We start from the raw sequence: 23,164 nt of genomic DNA, 5'->3' as shown, positions 1-23,164 counted from the left end.
AGCAGTCACCCGATGTCCGTCACCACCACCGAGGGGCGCGTCGACGTCCCCACCGGCGGTCCGCCGCACGAGCCCGACTGGGAGGCGATCGAGGCCTCCCCCGAGTTCCGTGAGCTCGTCGCGAAGCGCCGCCGCTTCGTCGTCCCCGCCACCGTGGGGTTCCTGACCTGGTACCTCGCGTTCATCCTGCTGGCCGGCTACGCCGACGGCTTCATGGGCGAGTCGCTCTACCAGGGCTTCACGGTCGGCTACGCGATCGCCCTGACGCAGTTCTTCATGGTCTGGGGCCTGTCGGTCGCGTACGTCCGCTACTCCGAGCGGGAGCTCGACCCGCTGCGCGACGCGATCACCGCCCGCGCCGAGGCCGACACCCGCGCGGCGACGGTCTCCGGGGGTGATCGGGCATGAGCCTGCCGCTGGCCGCCGACCTCAACGAGCTCGCCCTCTCGATCTTCGCGGTCGTCCTGGGCATCACCCTCTGGATCACCTTCTGGGCGTCCCGGCGCACGAGCTCCGCCGCCGACTTCTGGGCCGCCGGGCGGGGCATCAGCGGCGTGCAGAACGGCTTCGCGATCGCGGGCGACTACATGTCCGCCGCCTCGTTCCTGGGGATCGCGGGCCTCATCTTCCTGTTCGGCTTCGACGGGTTCCTGTACTCCGTCGGCTTCCTCGTCGCGTTCCTGACCGTGCTGTTCCTGCTCGCCGAGCGGATGCGCAACGCGGGCAAGTACACGATCGCGGACGTCCTGAGCTTCCGCCTCAAGCAGGAGCCCGCGCGGGTCGCGGCGGCCTCCGGCACGCTCGCGGTCGCGGCGTTCTACCTGATCGCGCAGATGGTCGGCGCCGGGGTGCTGATCCAGGCGCTCGTCGGCCTGAGCTTCACGACGTCGGTGCTGATCACCGGCGTCTTCATGCTCTGCTACGTCGTCTTCGGCGGCATGCTCGCGACGACCTGGGTGCAGATCGTCAAGGCCGTGATGCTCATGGGCGCGGCGACCGCGCTGACGATCATGGTGCTGGTCAAGATCGGTGGCAACCCGATCGACCTGTTCAACAAGGCGCGCGACGAGTCGCCCAGCGGCGACGCGTACCTCGCGCCCGGGCTGTTCTACACGAACCCCATCGACACGGTCTCGCTCGGCCTGGGCCTCGTGCTCGGCACCGCGGGCCTGCCGCACATCCTCATGCGGTTCTTCACCGTGCCCAACGCGAAGGCCGCGCGCTCCAGCGTCGTCTGGGCCGTCTTCCTGATCGGCGCGTTCTACGTCATGACGACCGCGCTGGGCTTCGGCGCCCGCGCGATCCTCGGGACCGGCGGCGAGGCCGCTGCGGGCGCGGGCGGCAACCTCGCCGCACCGCTGCTGGCCGAGGAGCTCGGCGGCGGCCCGGGCACGCTCGGCGGGGACCTGATGCTCGCCGTCATCGCGGCGGTCGCGTTCGCCACGATCCTCGCGGTCGTCGCCGGCCTGGTCATCAGCGCCTCGGGCGCGGTCGCCCACGACCTCTGGTCCGGCGTCATCCGGCGCGGCCGGGAGTCCGAGCACGAGGAGGTCCTCGTCGCCCGGATCGCCGCGATCTCGATCGGCGCCATCGCCATCGCGGTCGCGATCATCGGCGGCCAAGGGCTGAACGTCTCGTTCATGGTCGGCCTCGCGTTCGCGGTCGCGGCGAGCGCGAACTTCCCCGCGCTCCTGCTGGCGCTCACGTGGAAGCGGTTCAACACCACCGGGGCGATCACCGGGGTCGCGGTCGGCGTGATCAGCTCGGTCTTCCTCGTGATCGTGTCGCCGAAGGTGTGGCCGGGGCCGGACTCCGAGGGGTCCCCGATCGGCTGGACGCTGGCGAACCCGGGCATCGTGTCGATCCCGCTCGGGTTCCTCGGCTGCTACCTGGGCACGGTGCTGTCGCGGTCCTCCGCGGCGGAGCGGTCCTTCCACGAGCTGAACGTGCGGGCCGAGACCGGCATCGGCGCCGAGGGCGCCGTGGCGCACTGAGGCTCGCCCGGACGCAACGTCCCTGCAACCACCCGCCCGGTCGGCGTATCCCCGCGTTCGGGGGTGCGCCGATCGGGCATGATCGAGGAGTACCCGCTGTGAGCACCCTGGAGGAGCGCGACGACATGACGGACACCGGTCACCTGGAGCAGGACCTCGAGGCCCTGCTGCAGATCGAGAACTTCCCCCCGCCCGCGTCGTTCGCGGAGCACGCGCGGATCCACGACCGCTCCGTCCACGAGGCCGCCGCGGCCGATCCGGTCGCCTGGTGGGCCGAGCAGGCGAAGGCGCTGGACTGGTTCACCGAGCCGACGACGGCGCTGGACGACAGCAACCCGCCGTTCTACACGTGGTTCAAGGGCGGCACCCTGAACGCGTCGTACAACGCGGTCGACCGGCACGTCCTCGCGGGCAACGGCGACCGCGTCGCGTTCCACTGGCACGGCGAGGAGGGCGAGCAGCGCGCCGTCACCTACGCGGACCTGCACCGCGACGTGCAGCGGGCCGCCAACGCGCTGAAGGCGCGGGGCATCGGCAAGGGCGACGTCGTCGGGATCTTCCTGCCGATGATCCCGGAGGTCGTCGTCGCGATGCTCGCCTGCGCGCGGATCGGCGCCCCGCACAACGTCGTCTTCGGCGGCTTCTCCGCCGAGTCCGTGCACGAGCGCATGGAGGTCTCCCAGGCCAAGGCGCTGATCACGGTCGACAGCGCGCGCCGCAAGGGGAAGACCGCGCCGGTCAAGACGACGGTCGACGACGTGATGGGCTCGCTCGACACGCTCGAGACGATCTTCGTCGTCCAGCACGGCGGCGGCGACTGCCCGATGCAGGACGGCCGCGACCTCTTCTGGGGCGATGCCCTCGCGGCGGCCGACGCCGAGTGCGAGGCCGAGCCGCTGGACGCCGAGCACCCGCTGTTCATCCTCTACTCCTCCGGCTCCACGGCGAAGCCGAAGGGCATCCAGCACACCACCGGCGGCTACCTGACCGGCGTCGCGTGGACGCACAAGCACGTCTTCGACCTGCGGCCGGAGGAGGACGTGTACTGGTGCTCGGCCGACGTCGGCTGGATCACCGGGCACTCCTACATCGTCTACGGACCGCTGATGAACGGCACCACGTCGGTGATGTTCGAGGGCGCCCCCGACTACCCCCACAAGGGCATCTGGTGGGAGCTGTGCGAGCAGTACGGCGTCACGCTCTTCTACACGGCGCCGACCGCGATCCGCGCCTGCATGAAGTGGGGCGCGGACCTGCCCGCGCAGCACGACCTCTCCAAGCTCCGCCTGCTCGGCAGCGTCGGCGAGCCGATCAACCCGAAGGCGTGGCTCTGGTACCACAAGGTCATCGGCGGGGAGCGCTGCCCGATCGTCGACACCTGGTGGCAGACCGAGACCGGTCACATCATGATCACGACGCTCCCGGGCGCCCAGTACGGCAAGCCCGGCAGCGCCGGCACGCCGCTCCCCGGCGTGTACGCGGCCATCGTCGACCCGGACAGCGGCGAGGAGGTCCCGGACGGCACCCAGGGCCTGCTGACGCTGACCCGGCCGTGGCCCGGGATGCTCCGCACGCTGTTCGGGGACGACGACCGCTACGTCTCGACCTACTGGGAGAAGTTCGGCCCGCAGACGTACTTCGTCGGCGACGCCAGCAAGCGCGACGCGGACGACGGGTACGTCTGGGTGATCGGGCGCGTCGACGACGTGCTCAACGTCTCCGGCCACCGCATGTCGACCGCCGAGATCGAGTCGGCGATCGTCTCGCACGGGAAGGTCGCGGAGTCCGCGGTCATCGGCCAGACCGACGAGGACACCGGTCAGGCCGTCTGCGCGTTCGTGACGCTCGAGGGCGATCTCGAGGGCACGCCCGATCTCGAGGCGGAGATCCGCGAGCACGTCGCCCAGCGGATCGGCAAGCTCGCCCGCCCCAAGCGGATCGTGTGGGCCGACGACCTGCCCAAGACCCGCTCGGGCAAGATCATGCGCCGCCTGCTGAAGGACATCGCCGAGGGTCGCGCCCTGGGTGACGTGACGACCCTGCGCGACCCGGGCGTCATGCAGCAGCTGCAGGGCAAGATCGCCGAGGCGCAGAGCGACGAGGGCTGACGGGCGGGGGCGCTACCGTGCCCCCATGACCGTCGAGGACCACCGGACCGCCGAGCGCCGCAGCATCGCGCTGCACGCGGCGGTCCGGGCGCGGCTGACCCCGGAGGTCGTCGGGACGGCCCGGGCGCGCGTCGATGCGTGGCTGCGAGACGGTGGCCCGGTCCCGCCGCCCGCCGCGCGGGCGTGGCGGGCCCTGCTCGACGGCCCCGCCGACGAGCTCGCCGCAGCGCTCGTGCGCGACGACGAGCGGATGCGTGACCTGCGGCAGAACACCCCCTTCGCCGGTGTCGTCCCGTCCGCGGAGCGCTGGCGCATCGTGCGGGAGGTGCGCTGATGCGCCGCGACGAGCTCGAGCACGTGCTGCGCGCCGCGGCGGCCGTCGCGGGCGAGGACGACCTGGTGGTCGTCGACAGCAGCGCGATCCTCGCGTCCGCGCCCGACGCTCCCGCGGCGATGCTCACCTCCGTCGAGGCCGACGTCTTCCCGCGCGATCGGCCCGAGCGGTCGGACCTGATCGACGGCGCGATCGGCGAGGGCTCGATCTTCCAGGAGACGTTCGGCTACTACGCGCACGGCGTCGGCCCCGAGACCGCCAAGGCCCCGGAAGGCTGGCAGGACCGGCTCGTGCTGGTCGAGGGCCCGGCGACCCGCGGCGCGCGCGGCTGGTGCCTGGAGCCGCACGACCTCGTGCTCTCGAAGCTCGTCGCCGGGCGCGAGAAGGACGTCGCGTTCGCCCGGCAGGCGGTCGCGGCCGGGATCGTCGCGGTCGCGACGCTGGCGGCGCGCGTCGACGCGCTCCCGGTCGACGAGGAGCACCGCCGGGCCGTGCGGCGGCTCGTCGACGGGCTCACCTGACGGGACCCCGGCCGGCGCGCGGCGAACCTCCGTGCAACGGTTGACCGCGGCGCCCGGCGGGCAGGAGGATCGGCACCATGTCCCACCGCTACGAGCAGGCCGTCGCCGACCACCGCTGGGAGGTCCCCGAGCGGTACAACATCGCCCAGGACGTCTGCGAGAAGCACCCGCCGGACCAGCTCGCGATGATCCACGAGCGCTACGACGGGGAGCGCCGCGAGCTCACCTGGGGCGAGCTGCAGGACCTCGCCAACCGCGCCGCGAACCTGCTCGCCGCCCACGGCGTGCAGCGCGGCGACCGCGTCGCGGTCGTCCTCCCGCCGACGCCCGAGACCGCCGCGCTGTTCTTCGGGACCTGGAAGCTCGGGGCGATCCTGCTGAGCATGAGCGTCCTCTACGGCGACGACGGCATCCGCTACCGGCTCACCGACTCGCAGTCCAAGGTGCTCGTCACCGACGCGGCGAACGTCGAGCGGTTCGACACCTCGCTGGTCGAGACGGTGATCGTGCTCGACGCCGAGACGCTCGCCGCCGCGGACGCGACGCCGGTGCACGCCGACACCGCCGCCGACGACCCGGCGCAGCTCTACTACACCTCCGGCACCACGGGCGCGGCCAAGGGCATCCTCCACGCCCACCGCTACCTGCTGGCGCACAACGAGTTCGTGCACTCCCACGACGTGCAGCCCGGCGAGCGGTTCCACGGCATGGGGGAGTGGGCGTGGGCCGCGGGGATCGCGCCGCTGCTCGGCCCGTGGCGCCTCGGGGCGGTCCAGGTCGTGCTGCAGCGCCAGGGCGGCTTCGACCCCCACCAGCAGCTCGACTTCCTCAGCCGCAACGAGGTCACCAACGTCTTCACGACGCCGACGGCGATGCGGTCGATGATGGGGATCTCCGACGCCGGGACCCGCTACCCGCAGCGGTTCCGGATCGTCTGCAGCGCCGGCGAGCCGCTGAACCCCGAGGCGATCCGCTGGTTCCGCGAGCAGTACGGCCTGACCGTCCTGGACTACTACGGGATGACCGAGAGCTACCCGATGGTCGCCAACTACCCGTGGATGGACGTCCGCGAGGGCTCGATGGGCAAGCCGATGCCCGGCTGGGAGATGGCGATCCTCGACGAGGACTCGCGGCCGATCACGACGCCGGGGGAGCGCGGGGAGATCGCCCTGAAGGCCCGCTCCAACCCGCACTACCCGCTCGGCTACTGGAACCGCGACGAGGACACGGAGCGCGTCTTCGGCGGCGAGTGGTTCCGCACCGGCGACGCGGCCAGCGCCGACGAGGACGGCTACTACTGGTACGAGGGCCGCGCCGACGACCTGATCATCGCCGCCGGCTACCGGATCGGCCCGTTCGAGGTGGAGTCCGCGTGCCTGGAGCACCCGGCGGTGGCCGAGGCGGCAGCCGTCGCGTCGCCCGACGAGCGTCGCGGCCACGTCGTCAAGGCGTTCATCGTCCCGGCCGCGGGCCACGAGCCGTCCGACGCGCTCGCCGAGGAGGTCAAGGCGTTCGTGCGCGAGCGGCTCTCCGCCTACGCGTACCCGCGCCGGATCGAGTTCGTCACCGAGCTGCCGAAGACGCTCACGGGCAAGATCCGGCGCATCGAGTTGCGCCAGCAGGAGGAGGAGCGCGCCCGCCAGGGCGGCTGACCGCCGCCCGTGCGCACCCTCGTCATCTCCGACCTGCACCTCGGCTCGCGGGTCGAGCGCGACGTGCTGCGCGCGCCCGTGCCGCGTGCCCGGCTGCTCGCCGCCCTGGCCGACGTCGACCGTCTCGTGCTGCTCGGGGACGTCGTCGAGCTGACCGAGGCGCGCCCGCGGGACGCGCTCGCGATCGCCGAGTCGGTGCTGCGGGACATCGGGGACGCGCTCGGTCCGGACCGCGAGATCGTGCTGCTGGCGGGCAACCACGACCGGCTGCTCGTACGGCCGTGGCTGCGCACGCCCGGCCGGGTGCTGCGCCCGGACAGCCGGGTGCCACCCGACGCCTCCCCGCTGCTGGCCCGCGTGGTCGGCTGGCTGGCGGGCGGCGGTGCGACCGTCACCGTCCGCTACCCGGGCGTGTGGCTCGACGACCGCATCTGGGCGACGCACGGCCACTACCTCGACCGCCACCTGCTCCCCGAGTCGGCGTTCGGCATCGCGCGGGGCCTGCTCGGACGGCTGCCGCGCGACGGGGCGACCCCGATGGACTACGAGCAGCGCTCGAGCGTCACGACGATCGAGGGGCCGCTCGGCCGGCTGCTGCCGCGCTGGCTGTCGGACCGCCTCGCCGACCTCGGCGCGCTCGCGCGGCGCGCCACGATGTCGGGCACCCAGGCGGCTGCGGCGGCCGGGGGCGACAGCGCCTGGCGCGCCCGGCTGCGCTCCCGCCTGCTGGGCCTGCAGATGCTGCGGGCGAGCATCCCGGCGTTCGCGCGCGTCGTGCACCGTCTCGGCGTCGACGCGGACGACGTCGTCTTCGGCCACGTGCACCGCGCCGGGCCGCGACCCGGCGACGATCCGACCCAGTGGGTCGGTCCCACCGGCCTGCCGCGGATCTGGAACACGGGCTCGTGGGTCGACGAGCGGCTGCTGCTGCACCGCGCCGACCCCTCGCACGTGTACTGGCCCGGCGGCGCGATCCTCGTGGAGGACGGGCGGATCACCCCGCTGGCGCTGCTGGACGACCTGCCGGCGAGCGCGCTGCGCTCCTGACCGGCCTCAGGCGCGGGGCGTGAGCGCGTCGAGCTTCGCCTGCGTGCGCATCTCGCCGAGGATGCGCTCCAGGCGCGGCTCGGTCTCGCGGTCGACGTGGCGCATGGCGCCGGCGACCGCCGGGTGCACCGCCGCGATCTGCGCGTGCATCTCGTGCGCGACCGCCCGGTAGGAGGGGTGGCCCTCGCGGCCGGAGCGCAGCTCGATCAGCTGCATCGCCTCGCGCGCGTTGCAGTCGAGCACGTAGCGGATGCGGAAGCCCAGGCACAGCGCGTAGGGCGCCGCGGTCGCGAGGCCCGCGTCGTGCAGGCGCTGGAACTCCGCGCGGGAGATCTCCAGCGCGCGGCGGTACTCGTCCCCGCAGCCGGCGGCGACGACCTCGTCCGGCACGCCGGCGCCGAGGTGCGGCCCGAGCGTCTGCCACTGCACGGTCAGCATGCGGTGGCGCTGCAGGTCGCGGAAGGCGCCGTAGTCGCTGACGATCTCGAAGCGGTAGCGCAGCGCCTCGAACCCGCGGCCGGGCCGATGGCGCCGGTTGCGCCGTTCGCCGACGAGGTCGGCCAGGAGCTGGGTGCGCTCGTCGGCGCCGAGCGCGGCGAGGCGGATGCGCGTCTCCTCCTCGCGGACCCCGGCGGCCTCGAACAGCAGCGAGGCCAGCAGGGCGTCCTCGTCGCCGTCGACGTGCAGCAGCTCGACCGAGGGGCGCACCGAGCCGTCCCCGGACGGCCGGTCGAGCCCCAGGCGCGCCACCCAGCGACGCGCGGCGCTCTCGCGGTGCTCGAGGTAGGAGACCCACTCGCCGCCGCGGTCGGGACGCTCGACGCGCGCGACGAAGCTCGGCATCGTCGCCTTGATCGCGTCGAGGATCATGCGGCCGTACTCGCGCGCCTCGGGCAGCGGGTGGGCGAGCAGGTGGAGGATCAGCTGCTCGTAGGTCTGACCGCTGGCGAAGATCCCCATGTGCGACAGCGACGACGCCGGCAGCAGGCCGCGCAGCAGGTCGAGCGCCTTCGCCGTGATCGCCCGGCGGTGGGCCGCGGTCGGCTCGCCGTCCGGCGGCGGGTAGGCGGCGTCCGCCCACGCGATCACCTTCGGGATGCAGGCCGAGTAGATCGAGAAGATCTCGTCCATCGCCGCCTCGTAGACGGGGCCGAGCTGCTCGTCGCGGTAGTAGCGGTAGTCGCTCGTGCCCTCGATCGGGGCGTCGTAGGCGATGTAGCGCGTGGACTGCTCCAGGTAGGAGCCCAGCCGCGGGCGCTGGAGGATCTTCGTGAGGACGTTCGAGGTCCACTCGCAGGCGACGTGCGCGCCGCCGAGCTGCGCGACGGAGTCGTCGCCGTAGCCGAGGAAGATCCGCTCGTAGAGGTCGGCGGCGCGGCGGCCCTCGTCGCCGTCCCAGGCCGGGGCGGCGGTGGTGGCGCCCAGCGAGTCGGCGAACTCGTCGAGGAACAGGCGGCGCAGCGTGCCCTGGTAGCGGGAGTAGCGGGCGAAGAGCGCGCCCTTGACCGTCTCGGGCAGGCCGACGAGCGCGAACACGGGGCGGTCGAGGTTCGTCACGTGCGGCGCCAGCAGCGCCTGCTCGTCGGGGGTGAAGGACTCGACCGGGTAGAGCACGGGGCGGTCAGCGTAGCGGCCGCGTCGGCGGGCTCGGACTCCGCCAATCCGGTGGATCCCATCGGGACCGGGGCGCTCTTGTCGACCGGCTTGCTCGGGAATGTGCAATCCTGCAAAACCCGATCAGCAACTCAGTCTTTCTGGAGGACCACCCCGTGCATCGCTCATTCCCCCGCATCGCCGCGCTCGCGGCCACCGGCCTCGCCCTCGTGGCGGCCGGCTGCGGTGGCGCGTCGGACTCGACCGACGGCGCCGACGCCGGCTCCTCCTCGGGCTCCAAGTCGACGCTCTCGCTCGTCGCCTACTCCACGCCGCAGGTCGTCTACGACGAGCTCATCCCCGCGTTCGAGAAGACCACCGCGGGCGAGGGCATCGGCTTCAAGACCTCCTTCGGCGCGTCGGGCGATCAGAGCCGCGCGGTCGAGGCGGGCCAGAAGGCCGACGTCGTCACCTTCTCCACCGAGCCCGACATGACCCGCCTGCAGGACGCGGGCCTCGTCGACGACTTCCAGAAGGTCTCGACCTCGCAGGTCTCCTTCATCGTCCGCAAGGGCAACCCGAAGAACATCCGCAACTGGGACGACCTGCTGAAGCCCGGCGTCTCCGTCGTCACCCCGAACCCGTTCACCTCGGGCGCGGCGAAGTGGAACCTCATGGGCGCGTTCGCCTACGGCGGCATCGACTACGTCGACAAGCTCATCAAGGACCACGTCAAGGTCCAGGACAAGTCCGGCCGCGAGGCGCTGCAGACCTTCACCTCCGGCACCGGCGACGTGCTGCTCTCCTACTACTACGAGGCGATCACCGCGCAGAAGAAGGGCGAGGAGCTCGACGTCGTCGTCCCCGAGGACACGCTGCAGATCGACCTGCTCATCGCCAAGACGAAGACCGCCGGTGAGGGCACCGACGCGTTCATCGACTACGCGACCGGCCCCGAGGGCCAGAAGTTCTTCGCCGACTGGGGCTACGACCCGCCGTCCGGCCCGCTGAAGCCCGCCAAGAACCTCAAGACGATCGAGGACATCGGCGGCTGGAAGAAGCTCAACAAGGAGCTGTTCGACCCCGAGGCCGGCTCGATCGCGAAGATCGAGGAAGAGGCGGGAGTGTCGACCGCCAAGTGAGCACGCCCGCGACACCCGTCGGGGCGCCCGAGTCCGCACCCCGCCGCCGCGCCCGTCGCGGCGGCGGCCGGTCGGACGACCGCGTCGTAGGAGGCCCCGGCGGCCTCGCCCTCGGCGCGGTCGTCCTGTGGCTCGGCCTGGTCGTCCTCCTGCCGCTGGCCGCCGTCACGACGCGCTCGTTCGACGACGGCCTGGACGGCTTCTGGACCGCGGTCTCGTCGCGGCAGGCCGTCAGCGCCCTCGAGTTCACGCTCCTCGTCTCGCTCGCGGTCGCCGCAGTGCAGGCCGTGATGGGCACGATCATCGCCTGGGTCCTCGTCCGCGACGACTTCCGCGGCAAGGGCTTCGTCAACACGATCATCGACCTGCCGTTCGCGCTACCCACGATCGTCGCCGGTCTGACGCTGCTGGCGCTCTACGGGCCGAAGAGCCCGATCGACGTCAACGTCAGCTTCACGAAGTTCAGCGTCATGCTCGCGCTGCTCTTCGTCACCCTGCCGTTCGTCGTGCGCTCCGTCCAGCCCGTGATCATCGAGCTCGACCGCGAGATGGAGCAGGCCGCCGCCTCGCTGGGGGCCAACGGCCGCACGATCTTCCGCCGGATCATCCTGCCCAACCTCGGGCCCGCGATCCTCTCCGGCGCCGCGCTGGCGTTCGCCCGCGCCATCGGGGAGTTCGGCTCGCTGATCCTCATCAGCGGCAACGTCCCGTTCGACACGCAGGTCGCGTCCGTCTTCGTCTTCAAGCAGCTCGAGTCCGACAACCTCCGCGGCGCCGCCGCCGTGTCGGTCGTCCTGCTGGCCATGTCGCTGCTCGTCCTCCTCGGCCTGCGGCTCGTCGAGCGCTGGAGCACCCGCCATGAGCGCTGACGCCCTCAGCCGCTACGGCCTGCGCTTCGTCGCGCTCGCCTACCTCGCCCTCCTGCTGGCGTTCCCGGTCGGGTACGTCCTGTACGAGACCTTCGAGCCCGGCTTCGGCTCGGTCGTGGACAGCGTCACGACCCCGGCCGCGATCTCCGCCTTCTGGCTGACGATCACGGTCACCGTCATCGCGGTGCCGATCAACACCGTGCTCGGGGTCCTCGCCGCGCTGTCGCTCGTCCGCGGCAAGCTCGGTCGCAGCCGCTTCAAGCCGCTGTTCGAGGCGATCCTCGACCTGCCGTTCGCGATCTCCCCGGTCGTCGTCGGCCTCGCGCTGATCCTCGTCTACGGCAAGACCGGCTGGTTCGGCGACGAGCTCGCCGACGCCGGCATCCAGATCATCTTCAGCCTCCCCGGCATGGTCATCGCGACCGTGTTCGTCTGCCTGCCGTTCGTGGCGCGCGAGGTCATCCCCGTGCTCCGCGAGGTTGGCGACGACCAGGAGCAGGCGGCCGCGACGCTCGGCGCCTCACGCTGGCAGAGCTTCCGCCGGATCACGCTGCCGAGCATCCGCTGGGGCGTCGCCTACGGCGTGGTGCTCTCCACCGCCCGCGCGGTCGGGGAGTTCGGCGCGGTCAGCGTCGTCTCCGGCAAGATCAGCGGCGAGACGGAGACGCTCCCGCTGCTGGTCGAGAAGCGGTACCAGAACTTCGACCTCGCGGGCGCCTACGCGGCGTCCGCGCTGCTGGCCGTCCTCGCCCTGGGGACGCTGCTGGCCATGACGCTCATCAACCCGCGCAAGGACCACTGATCCGCATGATCACCGTCTCGAACGTCGACAAGCACTACGGGGACTTCCAGGCCCTCACGGACGTCTCGCTGGACATCCCCACCGGGTCGCTCACCGCGCTGCTCGGGCCGTCGGGCTCGGGGAAGTCCACGCTGCTGCGCGTCATCGCGGGCCTCGAGCGTCCCGACGCCGGCTCGGTCGTGCTCGAGGGCCAGGACGTCACCGCCCTCGCGCCCCAGCAGCGGGGCGTCGGCTTCGTCTTCCAGCACTACGCCGCCTTCAAGCACATGAGCGTGCGCGACAACGTCGCGTTCGGCCTGGCGATCCGCAAGCGCCCCAAGAAGGAGATCGACGAGCGCGTCGACGAGCTGCTCGGCGTCGTCGGGCTGTCGGGGTACCAGAAGCGCTACCCGTCCCAGCTCTCCGGCGGCCAGCGCCAGCGCATGGCGCTCGCCCGCGCGCTCGCCGTCGAGCCGAAGGTCCTCCTGCTCGACGAGCCGTTCGGCGCGCTCGACGCGAAGGTCCGCGCCGAGCTCCGCGCATGGCTGCGCCGCCTTCACGACGAGGTCCACGTGACCACCGTGCTCGTCACGCACGACCAGGAGGAGGCGATGGACGTCACCGACCGGATCGCCGTGATGAGCGACGGGAAGATCGAGCAGGTCGGCCCGCCGCGCGAGCTCTACGACAACCCGCAGACGCCGTTCGTCATGTCCTTCCTCGGCGAGGTCAGCCGGCTGGGCGACCGTCTCGTGCGGCCGCACGACCTGCTGCTGTCGTGGGAGCGGGATGAGGACGCCGTCGAGGCGCAGGTCGCACGCGTCGCCCACCTCGGCTTCGAGGTCCGCGTCGAGCTGACGCTGAAGGACGGCAGCGAGGTCACCGCGCAGATCACGCGCCACGAGGCGCAGGAGCTCGAGCTCCGCGTCGGCGGCATCCTCTTCATCCGCCCGACGACCGCGACCGTGTTCTCCCCGCAGGAGGTCGCGGCGGCCGGCGCCGACGAGGACGACCTCGACGGCCTGCCGCTCAGCGCGTAGCCGTGAGGCGCCCCCGGAGGGGCGCTCAGCGCGTGACCCAGGCCTCCGGGTCGGCGGCCAGCTTGGCCACCGACGCCGGGAGCGCGCCGGCGGCGACGTCGGCCAGCGTGACCGTCTCGGTCACACCGCGCAGCGCAGCGCGCACGGCGATCCAGACCTGCTGCAGCGACTCGGCGTTGCCGGCGTACTCGACCTCCTCGGGCTTCTCGCCGCGCACGTGCGCGAGCGGGCCCTCGACGGCGCGGATGATGTCGGCGATCGTGACCTCGTCGGCGGGCTTGGCGAGCAGGTAGCCGCCGTCGGCCCCGCGCCGGCTGCGCACGATCCCGGACTGCCGGAGGTCCGCGAGGATGTTCTCGAGGAACTTCAGGGGGATGTCCTGCGCGCGGGCGAGCGCCTCGCCCTTGGTCGGTCGGTCGTCCCCGGCATGGGCGGCGAGCTCGATCGCGGCCCGGACGGCGTAGTCGGCCTTCGCGGTGATGCGCACGCACGCATCATCGCGGATCGGCCGCCCCGCCGTCGGGCCTGGGTCGCGTCAGCGGCGCTTCTTCGGCGTGCAGGTCCGGTAGGTGCGGGTGGCGGTCAGGTGGGTGCCGGTCGTGGTGGTGGCGAGCACCTTCACGACCACCCGGCCCTTCGGCAGGCCCGCGAGGCTGATCGCGCGCCGCAGGCCGGTGCCGGTCACGGTGCGCCGCCGCGTCCCGTTGACGGTCACGACGACGCTGCGCAGGGTCGTGCCCTTCGGCGCCTTCAGCGTGACGCGCACGGTCCGACGGCTCAGGCACCGCTTCGTCGACGGGCCGCCGAGCAGCGACGGGACGACCTTCGCGGGGCGCTCGCCGGTCGGCAGGCCCTGCCCGGTGGTCGGGGTCGGCTGCGGCGCGGGCGTGGCCGACGGGGTGGGGGTGGGCGCCGGGGGTGCGGGCGGGGGCGTGCCGACGGTGATCGTCGCGCTGCGCGTCCTCCGGGCGCCGCGGTCGTCGGTGACGCGCAGGGCGACGGGCTTCGCGCCGACGGTCGGGAACGCGACGGTCTGCGTGCGCGCGGTGCCGTTGTCGCGCTCGAACGTCCCGTCCCCGTCGAGGTCCCACTCGAACCGCGTCAGGGAGCCGTCGCGGTCCACCGCGGGGGACGCGTCGAGCGTGACGGTCTCGTCCACGAGCGCGGTGGTGGGCGCGTCGAACGCCGGGACGGGGTCGACGTTGCAGTCGGGTGGATCGGAGATCCCGACGCGCTGGATCGTCCCGGTGTCCCCGGCGGCGAGGTCGCGGACGGTCAGCGTCCACGTGCCGGTGATCGTCTGCCCGTCGAACGCGGCCAGCGGCTGGTCGGGCCGCCAGCGGCCGGTGTGCGGTGCGTCGGCGGCGACGATCGACTCGATCGTCCGGGTCGCGTCGTCGTCGAGGATCGTCGCGACGAGGTCGTCGCCCGGCGAGCCCGCGCCGCCGGGGCCGGGACGGCTCATGAGCGTGACCGTCGTGCCCGCGGGACTCGTGAGCGTGATCGCGAGGTCCCCGACGTAGGTGTGCGTGAGGTCGAGGATCACCTCGAGGTTCGCGACGCGGCCGGGCCGGCTGACGACGAGCGGCAGCGTCGCGGACGCGCCTCCGGGGCCGTCGGGGATCGCCACGGCGGTCGGGGCGGTCCGCAGGAAGGCGACGGAGGCGGGGCCGGCGATGCGGCCGCCCGGCCCGATCCCGGCGCCGGAGGGCGCGTCGGTGGCGAGCGCCACCCCGATCCTCGCCCCGGTGCCGCACGGCGCCGAGCTGGCGAGCACGCCGCGGGCCCCGGCGAGCGTCCCGGTCGCGCCGGGGGCCAGCTCGATCGCCGGCCCGCGCGGCTCGGTCACCGTGACGTCGGGGGACGCCGGGGAGATCTGCGAGCGGACGTTCTGCGCGGGCGAGCCGCCGACGTTCGTGACGGTGGTCTCGGCGGCGAACGGCTCGCCGGGCTCGATCACGCCGTCCCCGTCCTCGTCGCGGAGCGTCGTGGCGTCACCGGTGACGTAGCCCGCGGTCGCGGCGGTCTGGTTGTCGACGACCAGCTCGTAGTCCTGGTCGGTGAGATCGCCGTCGCCCGGCACGCCGTCCCCGGCGATCGTCGTCGCGCGCACGGTCACCGCGTAGGTGCCGGTGGTGCCGGCCGGGAGCACGACCGTCTCGAGGGTGTTGCGCGGGTCGGCGGTCCCGCCCGGGAGCGAGAGGCCGGTCGCGCCGTCGCGGGCGTTGCCCCGGTAGACCTGCCCGCCGGCGGTCACCTCGAGGTCGAGGTCGTTGACCACGCTGCTGCCGACCGTCGAGCCCGGCGCGTCGGTGAACGCGAGCGCGACCCGCACCGGGCGGCCGGGGTCCTGCACGGTGCGCACGATCGTCTGGGTGGTGCCGGAGTCCGCGAACGTCCCGGTGCGGATCGCCGCGGTCGCCGCCTGGTCGAGCGTGGCGCGGATCGCGGCGGTCCCGTGGCCCTGCGACGTGTTGGGTGCGTGGCCGCCGGCCGCCGGGTCGTCGATGTCGACGGTGGCGTTGGCGATCAGCGCCTTCGTCAGCGCAGGGGTCGGTGCGCGCCCGATGACCGGCGTGAAGACGTCGCGCACGAGCGCGGCGAGGCCCGCCACGGCGGGCGCGGAGTGCGAGGTCCCCGAGGAGGCCGTGTAGCGGTTGTTGAACTGGATCCCGCCGCCCGCGACGCCGCAGACGCCGTTGCCGTTGTAGGCCCCGCTCTGGGACCGGGTGCCGGAGACGTGCGTGCCCGGGGCGGTCACGTCGGGCTTCAGCCGACCGTCCGCGGTCGGGCCGCGGCTGGAGAAGCCGATGACCTGCCGGTTGTCGTCGGCGAGCGCGTCGGTGATCCCGCACGCGTCGGTGCCGAACGGCCGCTCGCTCTCGGTCGCCCCGACGGTGAGGACGTTCTTCGCGGTGCCCGGGGAGCCGATCGTGCCCGGGTTCGGACCCGAGTTGCCGGCCGAGAACACCTCGACGAGCTGCTGGTTGCCGGCCGTGCCCGGCTGCGCGTCGCGGACGATGCGGTCGAACAGCTGCGCCTCCGGCGTGTACGCCCCGCCGCTGTTCGCGCCCCAGGAGTTGGTGTGGATCCGGGTGCCGGCCGCGTAGGTCGTGTCGGCGACCGTGCTGAGGTTGGGGGCGTTCCAGGGGCCGCTGCACTGGAACACACGGGTGGCGTTGATCCGCGCCCGCGGTGCGACGCCCATCGAATAGCGGTAGCCGGCGGCGTCGACGTCGGTGGCCGGGGTGGTGTTGGCGGTGAACCCGGCGGCGATGCCCGCGTTGATCGTCCCGTGCCCGCCGCAGTCCGAGCCGTCCTCGACGGGACCGGTTGTGCGCGCGTTGACGATCCGCCCGACCCGGCTGGGGTTGGCGGCGCTGCCGCCGACGCGGAAGTCGGTGTGACCGATGTCGGCGGCGTTGCCGGTGTCCAGGCCCTCGTCGGTGACGTCGATCGCGAAGTCGAACGTGTCGGTCCCCGTGTAGCCGTCGACGAGGCCGAGGTAGGTGCCGGCCGCGCCGAGCGCGGCGACCGGGTCCCACATCAGCAGCGCCTGCCGCTCGTCGAGCAGCTCCGGAATCGGCGCCGCCTCCAGCGAGACGACACCCGGCTGCGCGGCGAGCTCCTCGACCTCGGTCCGCGTGAGCGTCGCGTACCGGGTGAGGTACGGGCCGAGGTGGATGTCGGGGCGCGGGGGCGTCGCCCCGGCGGCGCGGGCGAGCGCGCTGCGCGCCGGGGTGCCGTCCTCGCCGGTCAGCGTCTGGACCGCCACGGGGCTCGCGCCCTGCGCCGGGATCTCGGGCGCGATCTTGTCCGCGGCGGCGAGCGGGAACGTCGCCCGCACGACCCTCGACCGCTCGGCGTAGGCGGCGAGGGCGTCGCGCTGTCGGCCCTCGGCGTGGACGAGGTAGGCGGCCTGAGGAAGGTAGCTCACGATCCGCACGCCGGTGGCGGCGAGGTCCTCGAGCCAGCCGTCCTTCGGCGGGCCGACGTACTGCACGACCTGGAGCACGGGGCCGTCCGCGGCCGCCAGCGGGGACGGGGCCCGCTTCGTCGTGGTCGACGCCTGCTCGGCCGCGGGGTCGACGGTGCGGCGCTGGAGCGTGACCCGGCGCAGGTCGTCGCGGATCTGGGCGCCGGCGTCGACGAGCGCGCCCGCGTCGGCCGCGGAGGTCTCGGCGAGCACCGCGTCCTCGTAGCGCGCGACGAGGCGCACGGCCGGGGAGGCGACGGCGCGGTCCGCCGCGGCACCCGCCGGGACGAGGTAGAGGTGGGGCGCACCGGTCCCGCCGGTGGTGGCGGTCGCCCGTCCGGGCCCGCCCGGGAGGGCCCAGACCAGCAGCAGGATGGCCGCGACGGCGGCGGTCAGGACGGCCCACGCGGACGCGCGGCCAGGGCGTGCGACGGACATGTGCGCTCCTCGGCGTGCGGCGCCGAAGGCCGGTCCCCCGCGCTCGCCCCGTCAGCCTGCCACACCGCTCGGCGAGATGGGAGCGGTCCGAGACCAGGTTGCGACCCGCCGCCGCCGGTCAGGCGCGACGCACCTCGGACTTCAGCTTCAGGACCCGTCCGCCGTCCTCCTGCTCGATCAGGTAGGCGGGGCAGTCCTCGCTGCCGTGCTTGGTGATCTCCGACCCCTCGATCGTGCGGGTCACCGTGTCGGTGAACCGCTCGGCGACGGTGCCGGTCGCGGTGCCGTTCCCCCAGGACCAGGAGACCTTCGTGCCGGTGCGGATGACGCTCATGCGCCCCGGCTACCCGGGGCGCGGCGCGCAGAGGCGCCCGGAAGCGGCGGTCTAGAAGAGGCCGAGGCCCGAGCCGCTGTCGCGGATCAGGTCGAACAGCGGGCCCGGGATCACGCCGAGCACGAGCGTGGCGGCACCGAACACGGCGGCCACGAGCGCGACCTCCCAGTGCTTCTCCGCGCCGGGGGTGAAGTCCGCCGGGCCGTCGGGCGCGCCGCCCGCGAGCGCGGGGAGGGGGCCCGCGCCGGTGGTGGCCGTGGCGGTGGCCTCGGTGCTCCAGACCGCCGCGACGACCCGCAGGTAGTACGCGAGCGAGATCATCGAGCCGATCACGATGACGATGCCCAGCCAGGCGTAGTCGCCGTCCACGGCCGCATCGATGAGGTAGAACTTCCCGATGAACCCGGCGGTCGCCGGGACACCGGCGAGCCCGAGCATCGACAGGGTGAGCGCCCAGCCCAGCAGCGGGCGGTCGCGGCCGATGCCCTTGATCGCCTCGATGTCGTCGCCGTGACCGGTCTCGCGCTCGCGGGCGACGATGACCGCGAACGCGGCGAGGTTCATGACGAGGTAGACCGCGAGGTAGAAGACGGTCGCGCGGACGCCGAGCTGCGTCGCGACGATCACGCCGGCGAGCATGTAGCCGGCCTGGGCGACGCTCGAGAACGCGAGCATCCGCTTCAGCGACGACTGGCCGAGCGCACCGACGTTGCCGACGATGATCGTCACGGTGGCGAGGATCGCCAGGAACGGCGCCCAGACGTCGGACGAGCCGATCAGCGCGACGTCGAAGAGTCGCAGGAAGACGCCGAACGCGGCGGCCTTCGTGGCGACCGCCATGAACGCGGTGACGGGCGTGGGGGCGCCCTCGTACACGTCCGGCGTCCACTGGTGGAACGGTGCGATCGAGCACTTGAACGCGAGGCCGACCGCGGTGAGCGCGACGCCGGCGAGCAGCAGCGAGTCCTTGGCGAGGCCCTGGTCCTCGACCGCGGCGGCGATGCCGGTGAAGTCGGTGTCCCCGGTGGCGCCGTAGAGCAGCGCCAGGCCGTACAGGAGGATCGCGGAGCCGGCGGAGCCGACGATCAGGTACTTCAGGCCGGACTCGAGCGCGGTCGCGCGGCGCATCTCGGTCGCGCAGAGCACGTAGAGCGGGATCGAGAACAGCTCGAGCCCGATGAAGAGCGTCACGAGGTTCTGGGCGCCGACGAGCACGACCATGCCGGCGACCGAGGTCAGCAGCAGCGAGTGGTACTCGCCGTGGGCGCTCTCGCGCGGGGCGTTGGCGCGCCAGGACAGCAGGATCGTCGCGAACGCGGCGGTGAGCAGCACGAGGTTCAGCGTCAGCGCCAGGCCGTCGACGCGCATCGCGCCGCTGATCAGGTCCAGACGGGTGTCCCACTGCCAGATCGTCAGGCCGGCGGACGCGCCGACGGCGACGAGGCTGAGGAACGGCACGACCTGCTCGCGCACGAAGGCGGAGCGGAACAGGCCGAGCATCAGGACGACGACGGCGCCGCCGAGCAGCGCGATGAGCGGGGAGAGCCCGCCCCAGTCGATCTTCGGCGCCTCGGCGGCGGCGAGGAGGGTGGTCGTCACGGCGTGACCTCCTGGGCCTCGGCGGGGAGCTGGTCGGGATCGATCTGGATCGGCTGCCCGGTGTTCGGGTCGATCGGCAGACCGGTCTGCGGGTCGATCTGCACGGCCTGGCCGCCCGCGGGCGCCCCGGTGGCCGGATCGATCGCCTGGCCGGCGCCCGCACCGGGCGTGACGGCCTGCGCGGCGGCGGGCTCGGCGCTGCCGCCCGTCTCCTTGGCGAACTGCTCGGGGTCGGACTTCTCGAACGCGGTCGCGACCGCGCCGGTGATGTCCTTCTCGCCCTTCTGCAGCGCGAGCTGCGGGTAGAAGGCGAGCGCGATGATCGCGAGCACGAGCGGGACGAGCACGAGCCCGTCGCGGACGCTGATCTCGCGGCCCTCGGTCTCCGCGCCGGTGCGGTTGTGCATCACGCGGATGAACAGGCGCAGCGAGTAGACGGAGGCGAGCGCGACGCCGGTGAAGGCGATCGCGGCGATCGCGACCTTCGCGTTGAAGACGCCGAGCAGGATGAAGAACTCGCCGACGAAGTTCGACGATCCGGGGATCGCGAGGTTCGCGAGCGCGACGATGAGGAAGAGGACCGCGATGATCGGCGCCTTGAACGCCAGGCCGCCCATGTCGCGGATGTCCTCCGAGCCGCGGGCGCGCTCGGCGGCCAGGGCGACGAGGAAGAACGCGGGCGCGACGACGAGGCCGTGGTTGACCGACTGCAGGATCGCGCCCTGCGCGCCCTGCGGGTTCAGCGCGAAGACGCCGAGCAGGATGAAGCCGAGCTGGGCCAGCGACGAGTACCCGAGGATCAGGCGGGCGTTCGTGGTGGTGAAGGCGACCGCGGAGCCGTAGACGATCGACAGCAGGCCGATGATGAGCATCAGCGTCTGGAACTCGACCGCGGCGTCGGGGAGCGTCGGGCAGACGATCCGCAGGAAGCCGTAGGCGGCGACCTTCGACAGCACGCCGGAGAACACGGCCAGGACGGGCAGCGGCATCGCCTTGTACCCGTCGGGCATCCAGCCGTGGAACGGGAACGCCGGCATCTTCACGAGGAAGGCGGCGGCGAAGCAGAGGAAGATCCAGTCCTGCGTGCCCTCGGGCAGCGTCGTGGCGGTGAGGTCGCTGAGGACGAAGGTCAGGTCGTTGCCCGACGCGTCCTTGGTGAGGACCGCGATGCCGATCGCGGCGACGAGCATCAGCAGCGAGCCGACGAGCGTGTAGATGACGAGCTTCAGGACCGCGCCGGTCTTGCTCTCCGCCGTGGACCACCCGATCGTCAGGAAGAAGAACGGGATCAGCATCAGGTCGAAGAACGCGACGAAGAGCGCCAGGTCCTGCGCCATGAGGGCGCCGAGGACGGCGGTCTGGCCGATGCCGAGGTGCAGCCAGTAGTGGCGCTCGCGCTCGATCGGCGTGCGCATCGACCACAGGATCGCCGCGAGGAACAGCACGGCCGTCAGCAGGATCAGGAACAGGTTCAGCCCGTCGAGGCCGAGCTTGTAGTGGATCCCGAGCTCGGAGATCCAGGTGCGGTCGGTGACGTACTGCAGACCACCGGTGTCGCGGTCGTAGTCGACGACCGCGGTGATCGCGTAGCCCAGGGAGCCGAGGGCCCCGAGGACCGCGAGCGCGCGGGCGAGCTTGTCGGACCGCGAGAGCAGTCCGAGGACGCCGGCCGCCGCGGGCAGCCAGAGGAAGATCGAGAGATGAAGGGTCACGAGATCACGACTGCACGAGGAAGTAGAAGACGGTCGCGGCGACGCCGGCGAACAGCAGCGCCGCGTAGGCGCGCAGGAAGCCGGACTGCAGGGCACGGACGGCGGCGGAGCCCGCCTTGACGAGCCCGCTGGGCCCGCCGATGAGCGCGGCGCCGACGACGATGCGCTCGAAGGTCTGCTGCGCGAAGCGGCCGATCCAGCCGAACGGGCGGACGATCACGAGGTCGATCAGCTCGTCGAAGTACCACTTGTTCACGAACAGGCGGTGCAGGAACGGGAAGCGCGCCTGGATCTTCGCGGGGATCTCCGGGCTCTGGACCCAGAGGCGGTAGGCGATCGCGATGCCGACGAGCCCGAGCACGGTGCCGAGCGCGAGGCCGAAGTAGAGGAGCGAGTCGTTCTTGGACAGCTGCTCGATGGCGCTGTCCTCGAACGTCGGGTGCAGGAAGTCGTCCAGCCAGTGGTTGACCTTCGGGATCTGGATGAACCCGCCGATCACCGCGAGGACCGCGAGGCAGCCCATCGCGACCTTCATCGGCACGGAGCGCTCCGCGATGTGGTGCTCGGAGCCGGGGAAGCCGACCTCGGTGTCCTCGACCTCGCCGTTGGCGGGGTTCGTGTGGACGTGGGCGTGGTGCAGGTGGCCGCCCTCGAGCTCCTTGGCCTCGGGGCACGCCTCGCCGAAGAACGCGCGGAAGATCATGCGCCACGTGTAGATGGCGGTCAGCAGCGCGCCGACGTAGCCGGCGACGTACAGGGCGATGTACCAGCCGCCGCGGTCCCCGATGATCAGGAGGATCTCGTCCTTGGAGAAGAAGCCCGAGAACGGCGGGATGCCGGCGAGCGCGAGGCCGCCGATGACGAAGCAGCCGAAGGTGAACGGCATCGCCTTGCGGAAGCCGCCCATCTTGTCCAGGTCCTGGTTGCCGGCCATCGCGCCGATGACCGAGCCGGCCGCCATGAAGAGCAGCGCCTTGAAGAACGCGTGCGTCATCAGGTGGAAGAGGCCCGCCACGTAGGCGCCGCCGCCGACGGCCATGATCATGTAGCCGATCTGGGACATCGTCGAGTAGGCGATGACGCGCTTGAGGTCGGTGACGACCAGGCCGATCGTGCCGGCGACGAGCAGGGTGATCGCGCCGGTGATGGCGGCGACGTCCGCGGCCGCGGGCGCCTGCTCGAACAGCGGGTGCATGCGGGCGATGAGGTAGACGCCCGCCGTGACCATGGTGGCGGCGTGGATGAGGGACGAGACCGGGGTCGGGCCCTCCATCGCGTCCGGCAGCCACGTGTGGAACGGGATCTGCGCGGACTTCGCGAACGCGCCGACGAGCAGCAGGATCAGGCCGGCGGTGAGATCGCCGTTGGCGGTCCGCCCGACCTCCTCGGCCTCCTTGAACGTCTTGAGGAAGTCGAGCGTCCCGGTGTGCTTGAAGATGAAGTACGTGCCGAGCACGAGGCCGACGTCGCCGACGACGTTGATGACGAACGCCTTGACGCCCGCGGTCGTCGCCGTGGTCCGGCGGTACCAGAAGCTGATCAGCAGGTAGGAGGCGGCGCCGACGAAGGCCCAGCCGACCACGAGGATCATGAAGTTGCCGGCCAGGACCAGCAGCAGCATCGAGAAGACGAAGAAGTTCAGGTACGCGAAGAAGCGCGCGTAGCCCTTGTCGCTCCACATGTAGGCCGTGGAGTAGAGGTGGATCAGCGTCGAGACGCCGGTCACCACGAGGCACATGAGGATCGACAGCGGGTCGACGAGGATCGACATCTCCGCGTCGACGCCGACGGTCTTGGCGTAGTCGTAGAGGACGCCGGTGATCTGGCGGGCCTCCTCGGGCTTGTCCTGGAGCTGGAAGAAGGCGCCGAGGGTGGCGAGGAAGGCGAGGCCGATGGCGGCGGTGCCGATGACGCCGGCGGCCTTGCCCGGCAGCTTGCTGCTGGTGAGCCCGATGAGCACGGAGCCCACCAGGGGGAAGAGCAGGATCAGCCAGCCGTAGTCCGTGACGTTCATGCGCTTTCGA

18 protein-coding genes are annotated in these 23,164 nt (G+C 72.4%); 11 read left to right on the top strand and 7 right to left on the bottom strand.

What is annotated here, in order from left to right:
• The first annotated feature begins 12 nt into the window (after positions 1-12).
• The 7 genes from GKE82_RS11770 to GKE82_RS11740 all read left to right on the top strand — a co-directional run bounded on the left by GKE82_RS11770 (position 13) and on the right by GKE82_RS11740 (position 7,656).
• Positions 13-408, top strand: a complete 396-nt coding sequence (locus GKE82_RS11770; RefSeq protein WP_154733414.1) for a DUF485 domain-containing protein — start codon at positions 13-15, stop codon at positions 406-408.
• Complete coding sequence (locus GKE82_RS11765; protein WP_154733413.1) at positions 405-1,994, top strand: cation acetate symporter; 1,590 nt, start codon at positions 405-407, stop codon at positions 1,992-1,994. The genes GKE82_RS11770 and GKE82_RS11765 overlap by 4 nt, the downstream gene beginning before the upstream one ends.
• Before the next feature lie 125 nt (positions 1,995-2,119).
• Positions 2,120-4,102, top strand: coding sequence for an acetate--CoA ligase (gene acs, locus GKE82_RS11760; protein WP_154735129.1), 1,983 nt, complete (start codon positions 2,120-2,122; stop codon positions 4,100-4,102).
• Positions 4,103-4,127: 25 nt separating this feature from the next.
• A complete protein-coding gene (locus GKE82_RS11755; protein ID WP_154733412.1) occupies positions 4,128-4,436 on the top strand; it encodes a hypothetical protein in 309 nt (102 codons plus the stop codon).
• Entirely contained in the window at positions 4,436-4,957 is a 522-nt protein-coding gene (locus tag GKE82_RS11750) for a DUF6036 family nucleotidyltransferase (protein ID WP_154733411.1), read from the top strand. The genes GKE82_RS11755 and GKE82_RS11750 overlap by 1 nt, the downstream gene beginning before the upstream one ends.
• 77 nt (positions 4,958-5,034) lie before the next feature.
• On the top strand, positions 5,035-6,609 hold the full coding sequence (locus GKE82_RS11745) for an acyl-CoA synthetase (RefSeq protein ID WP_107567080.1): 1,575 nt from the start codon (positions 5,035-5,037) through the stop codon (positions 6,607-6,609).
• Positions 6,610-6,618: 9 nt separating this feature from the next.
• Positions 6,619-7,656, top strand: coding sequence for a metallophosphoesterase (locus tag GKE82_RS11740; RefSeq protein ID WP_154733410.1), 1,038 nt, complete (start codon positions 6,619-6,621; stop codon positions 7,654-7,656).
• Between the two features lie 6 nt (positions 7,657-7,662).
• Here GKE82_RS11740 and GKE82_RS11735 read toward each other — a convergent pair whose 3' ends face one another.
• Positions 7,663-9,270, bottom strand: a complete 1,608-nt coding sequence (locus tag GKE82_RS11735; RefSeq protein ID WP_309233557.1) for an FAD-dependent thymidylate synthase — start codon at positions 9,268-9,270, stop codon at positions 7,663-7,665.
• 155 nt (positions 9,271-9,425) lie between these two features.
• Between GKE82_RS11735 and GKE82_RS11730 the strand changes: the two genes are divergently transcribed.
• From GKE82_RS11730 to GKE82_RS11715, 4 genes are read left to right on the top strand one after another with little or no spacing between them, the layout of a single operon-like run.
• Positions 9,426-10,391: an extracellular solute-binding protein gene (locus GKE82_RS11730; RefSeq protein WP_309233556.1), complete on the top strand. Its 966-nt coding sequence runs from the start codon at positions 9,426-9,428 to the stop codon at positions 10,389-10,391.
• Positions 10,388-11,260 (top strand): sulfate ABC transporter permease subunit CysT, encoded by an 873-nt coding sequence (gene cysT, locus GKE82_RS11725; protein WP_309233555.1) that lies wholly within the window; start codon positions 10,388-10,390, stop codon positions 11,258-11,260. The genes GKE82_RS11730 and cysT overlap by 4 nt, the downstream gene beginning before the upstream one ends.
• Positions 11,250-12,062 carry a sulfate ABC transporter permease gene (locus GKE82_RS11720; protein ID WP_154733406.1) on the top strand — a complete coding sequence of 271 codons (813 nt, stop codon included), beginning with the start codon at positions 11,250-11,252 and terminating at the stop codon, positions 12,060-12,062. The genes cysT and GKE82_RS11720 overlap by 11 nt, the downstream gene beginning before the upstream one ends.
• Positions 12,063-12,067: 5 nt before the next feature.
• A complete protein-coding gene (locus tag GKE82_RS11715; RefSeq protein ID WP_154733405.1) occupies positions 12,068-13,081 on the top strand; it encodes a sulfate/molybdate ABC transporter ATP-binding protein in 1,014 nt (337 codons plus the stop codon).
• Between the two features lie 25 nt (positions 13,082-13,106).
• Here GKE82_RS11715 and GKE82_RS11710 read toward each other — a convergent pair whose 3' ends face one another.
• From GKE82_RS11710 to nuoL, 6 genes are all read right to left on the bottom strand, one after another.
• Positions 13,107-13,568, bottom strand: a complete 462-nt coding sequence (locus GKE82_RS11710; RefSeq protein WP_309233554.1) for an Rrf2 family transcriptional regulator — start codon at positions 13,566-13,568, stop codon at positions 13,107-13,109.
• Positions 13,569-13,616: 48 nt separating this feature from the next.
• Positions 13,617-17,495, bottom strand: coding sequence for a S8 family serine peptidase (locus tag GKE82_RS11705; RefSeq protein WP_154733404.1), 3,879 nt, complete (start codon positions 17,493-17,495; stop codon positions 13,617-13,619).
• 118 nt (positions 17,496-17,613) lie between these two features.
• On the bottom strand, positions 17,614-17,829 hold the full coding sequence (locus GKE82_RS11700; protein WP_107567072.1) for a DUF2945 domain-containing protein: 216 nt from the start codon (positions 17,827-17,829) through the stop codon (positions 17,614-17,616).
• A gap of 51 nt (positions 17,830-17,880) precedes the next feature.
• The gene (locus GKE82_RS11695) at positions 17,881-19,428 is read right to left on the bottom strand and encodes an NADH-quinone oxidoreductase subunit N (protein ID WP_154733403.1); all 1,548 of its coding nucleotides are present in this window, start codon (positions 19,426-19,428) and stop codon (positions 17,881-17,883) included.
• Entirely contained in the window at positions 19,425-21,140 is a 1,716-nt protein-coding gene (locus GKE82_RS11690) for an NADH-quinone oxidoreductase subunit M (RefSeq protein WP_309233553.1), read from the bottom strand. The genes GKE82_RS11695 and GKE82_RS11690 overlap by 4 nt, the downstream gene beginning before the upstream one ends.
• A gap of 4 nt (positions 21,141-21,144) precedes the next feature.
• The gene (gene nuoL / locus GKE82_RS11685) at positions 21,145-23,154 is read right to left on the bottom strand and encodes an NADH-quinone oxidoreductase subunit L (protein ID WP_154733402.1); all 2,010 of its coding nucleotides are present in this window, start codon (positions 23,152-23,154) and stop codon (positions 21,145-21,147) included.
• Between the last annotated feature and the right edge of the window lie 10 nt (positions 23,155-23,164).

Source organism: Conexibacter sp. W3-3-2 (genome assembly GCF_009707605.1).
In the GTDB taxonomy this organism is placed as follows: Bacteria; Actinomycetota; Thermoleophilia; order Solirubrobacterales; family Solirubrobacteraceae; genus Paraconexibacter; species Paraconexibacter algicola.
The sequence above is the reverse complement of the archived record's forward strand: the minus strand, read 5'-3'. Positions and strand labels throughout refer to the sequence as shown.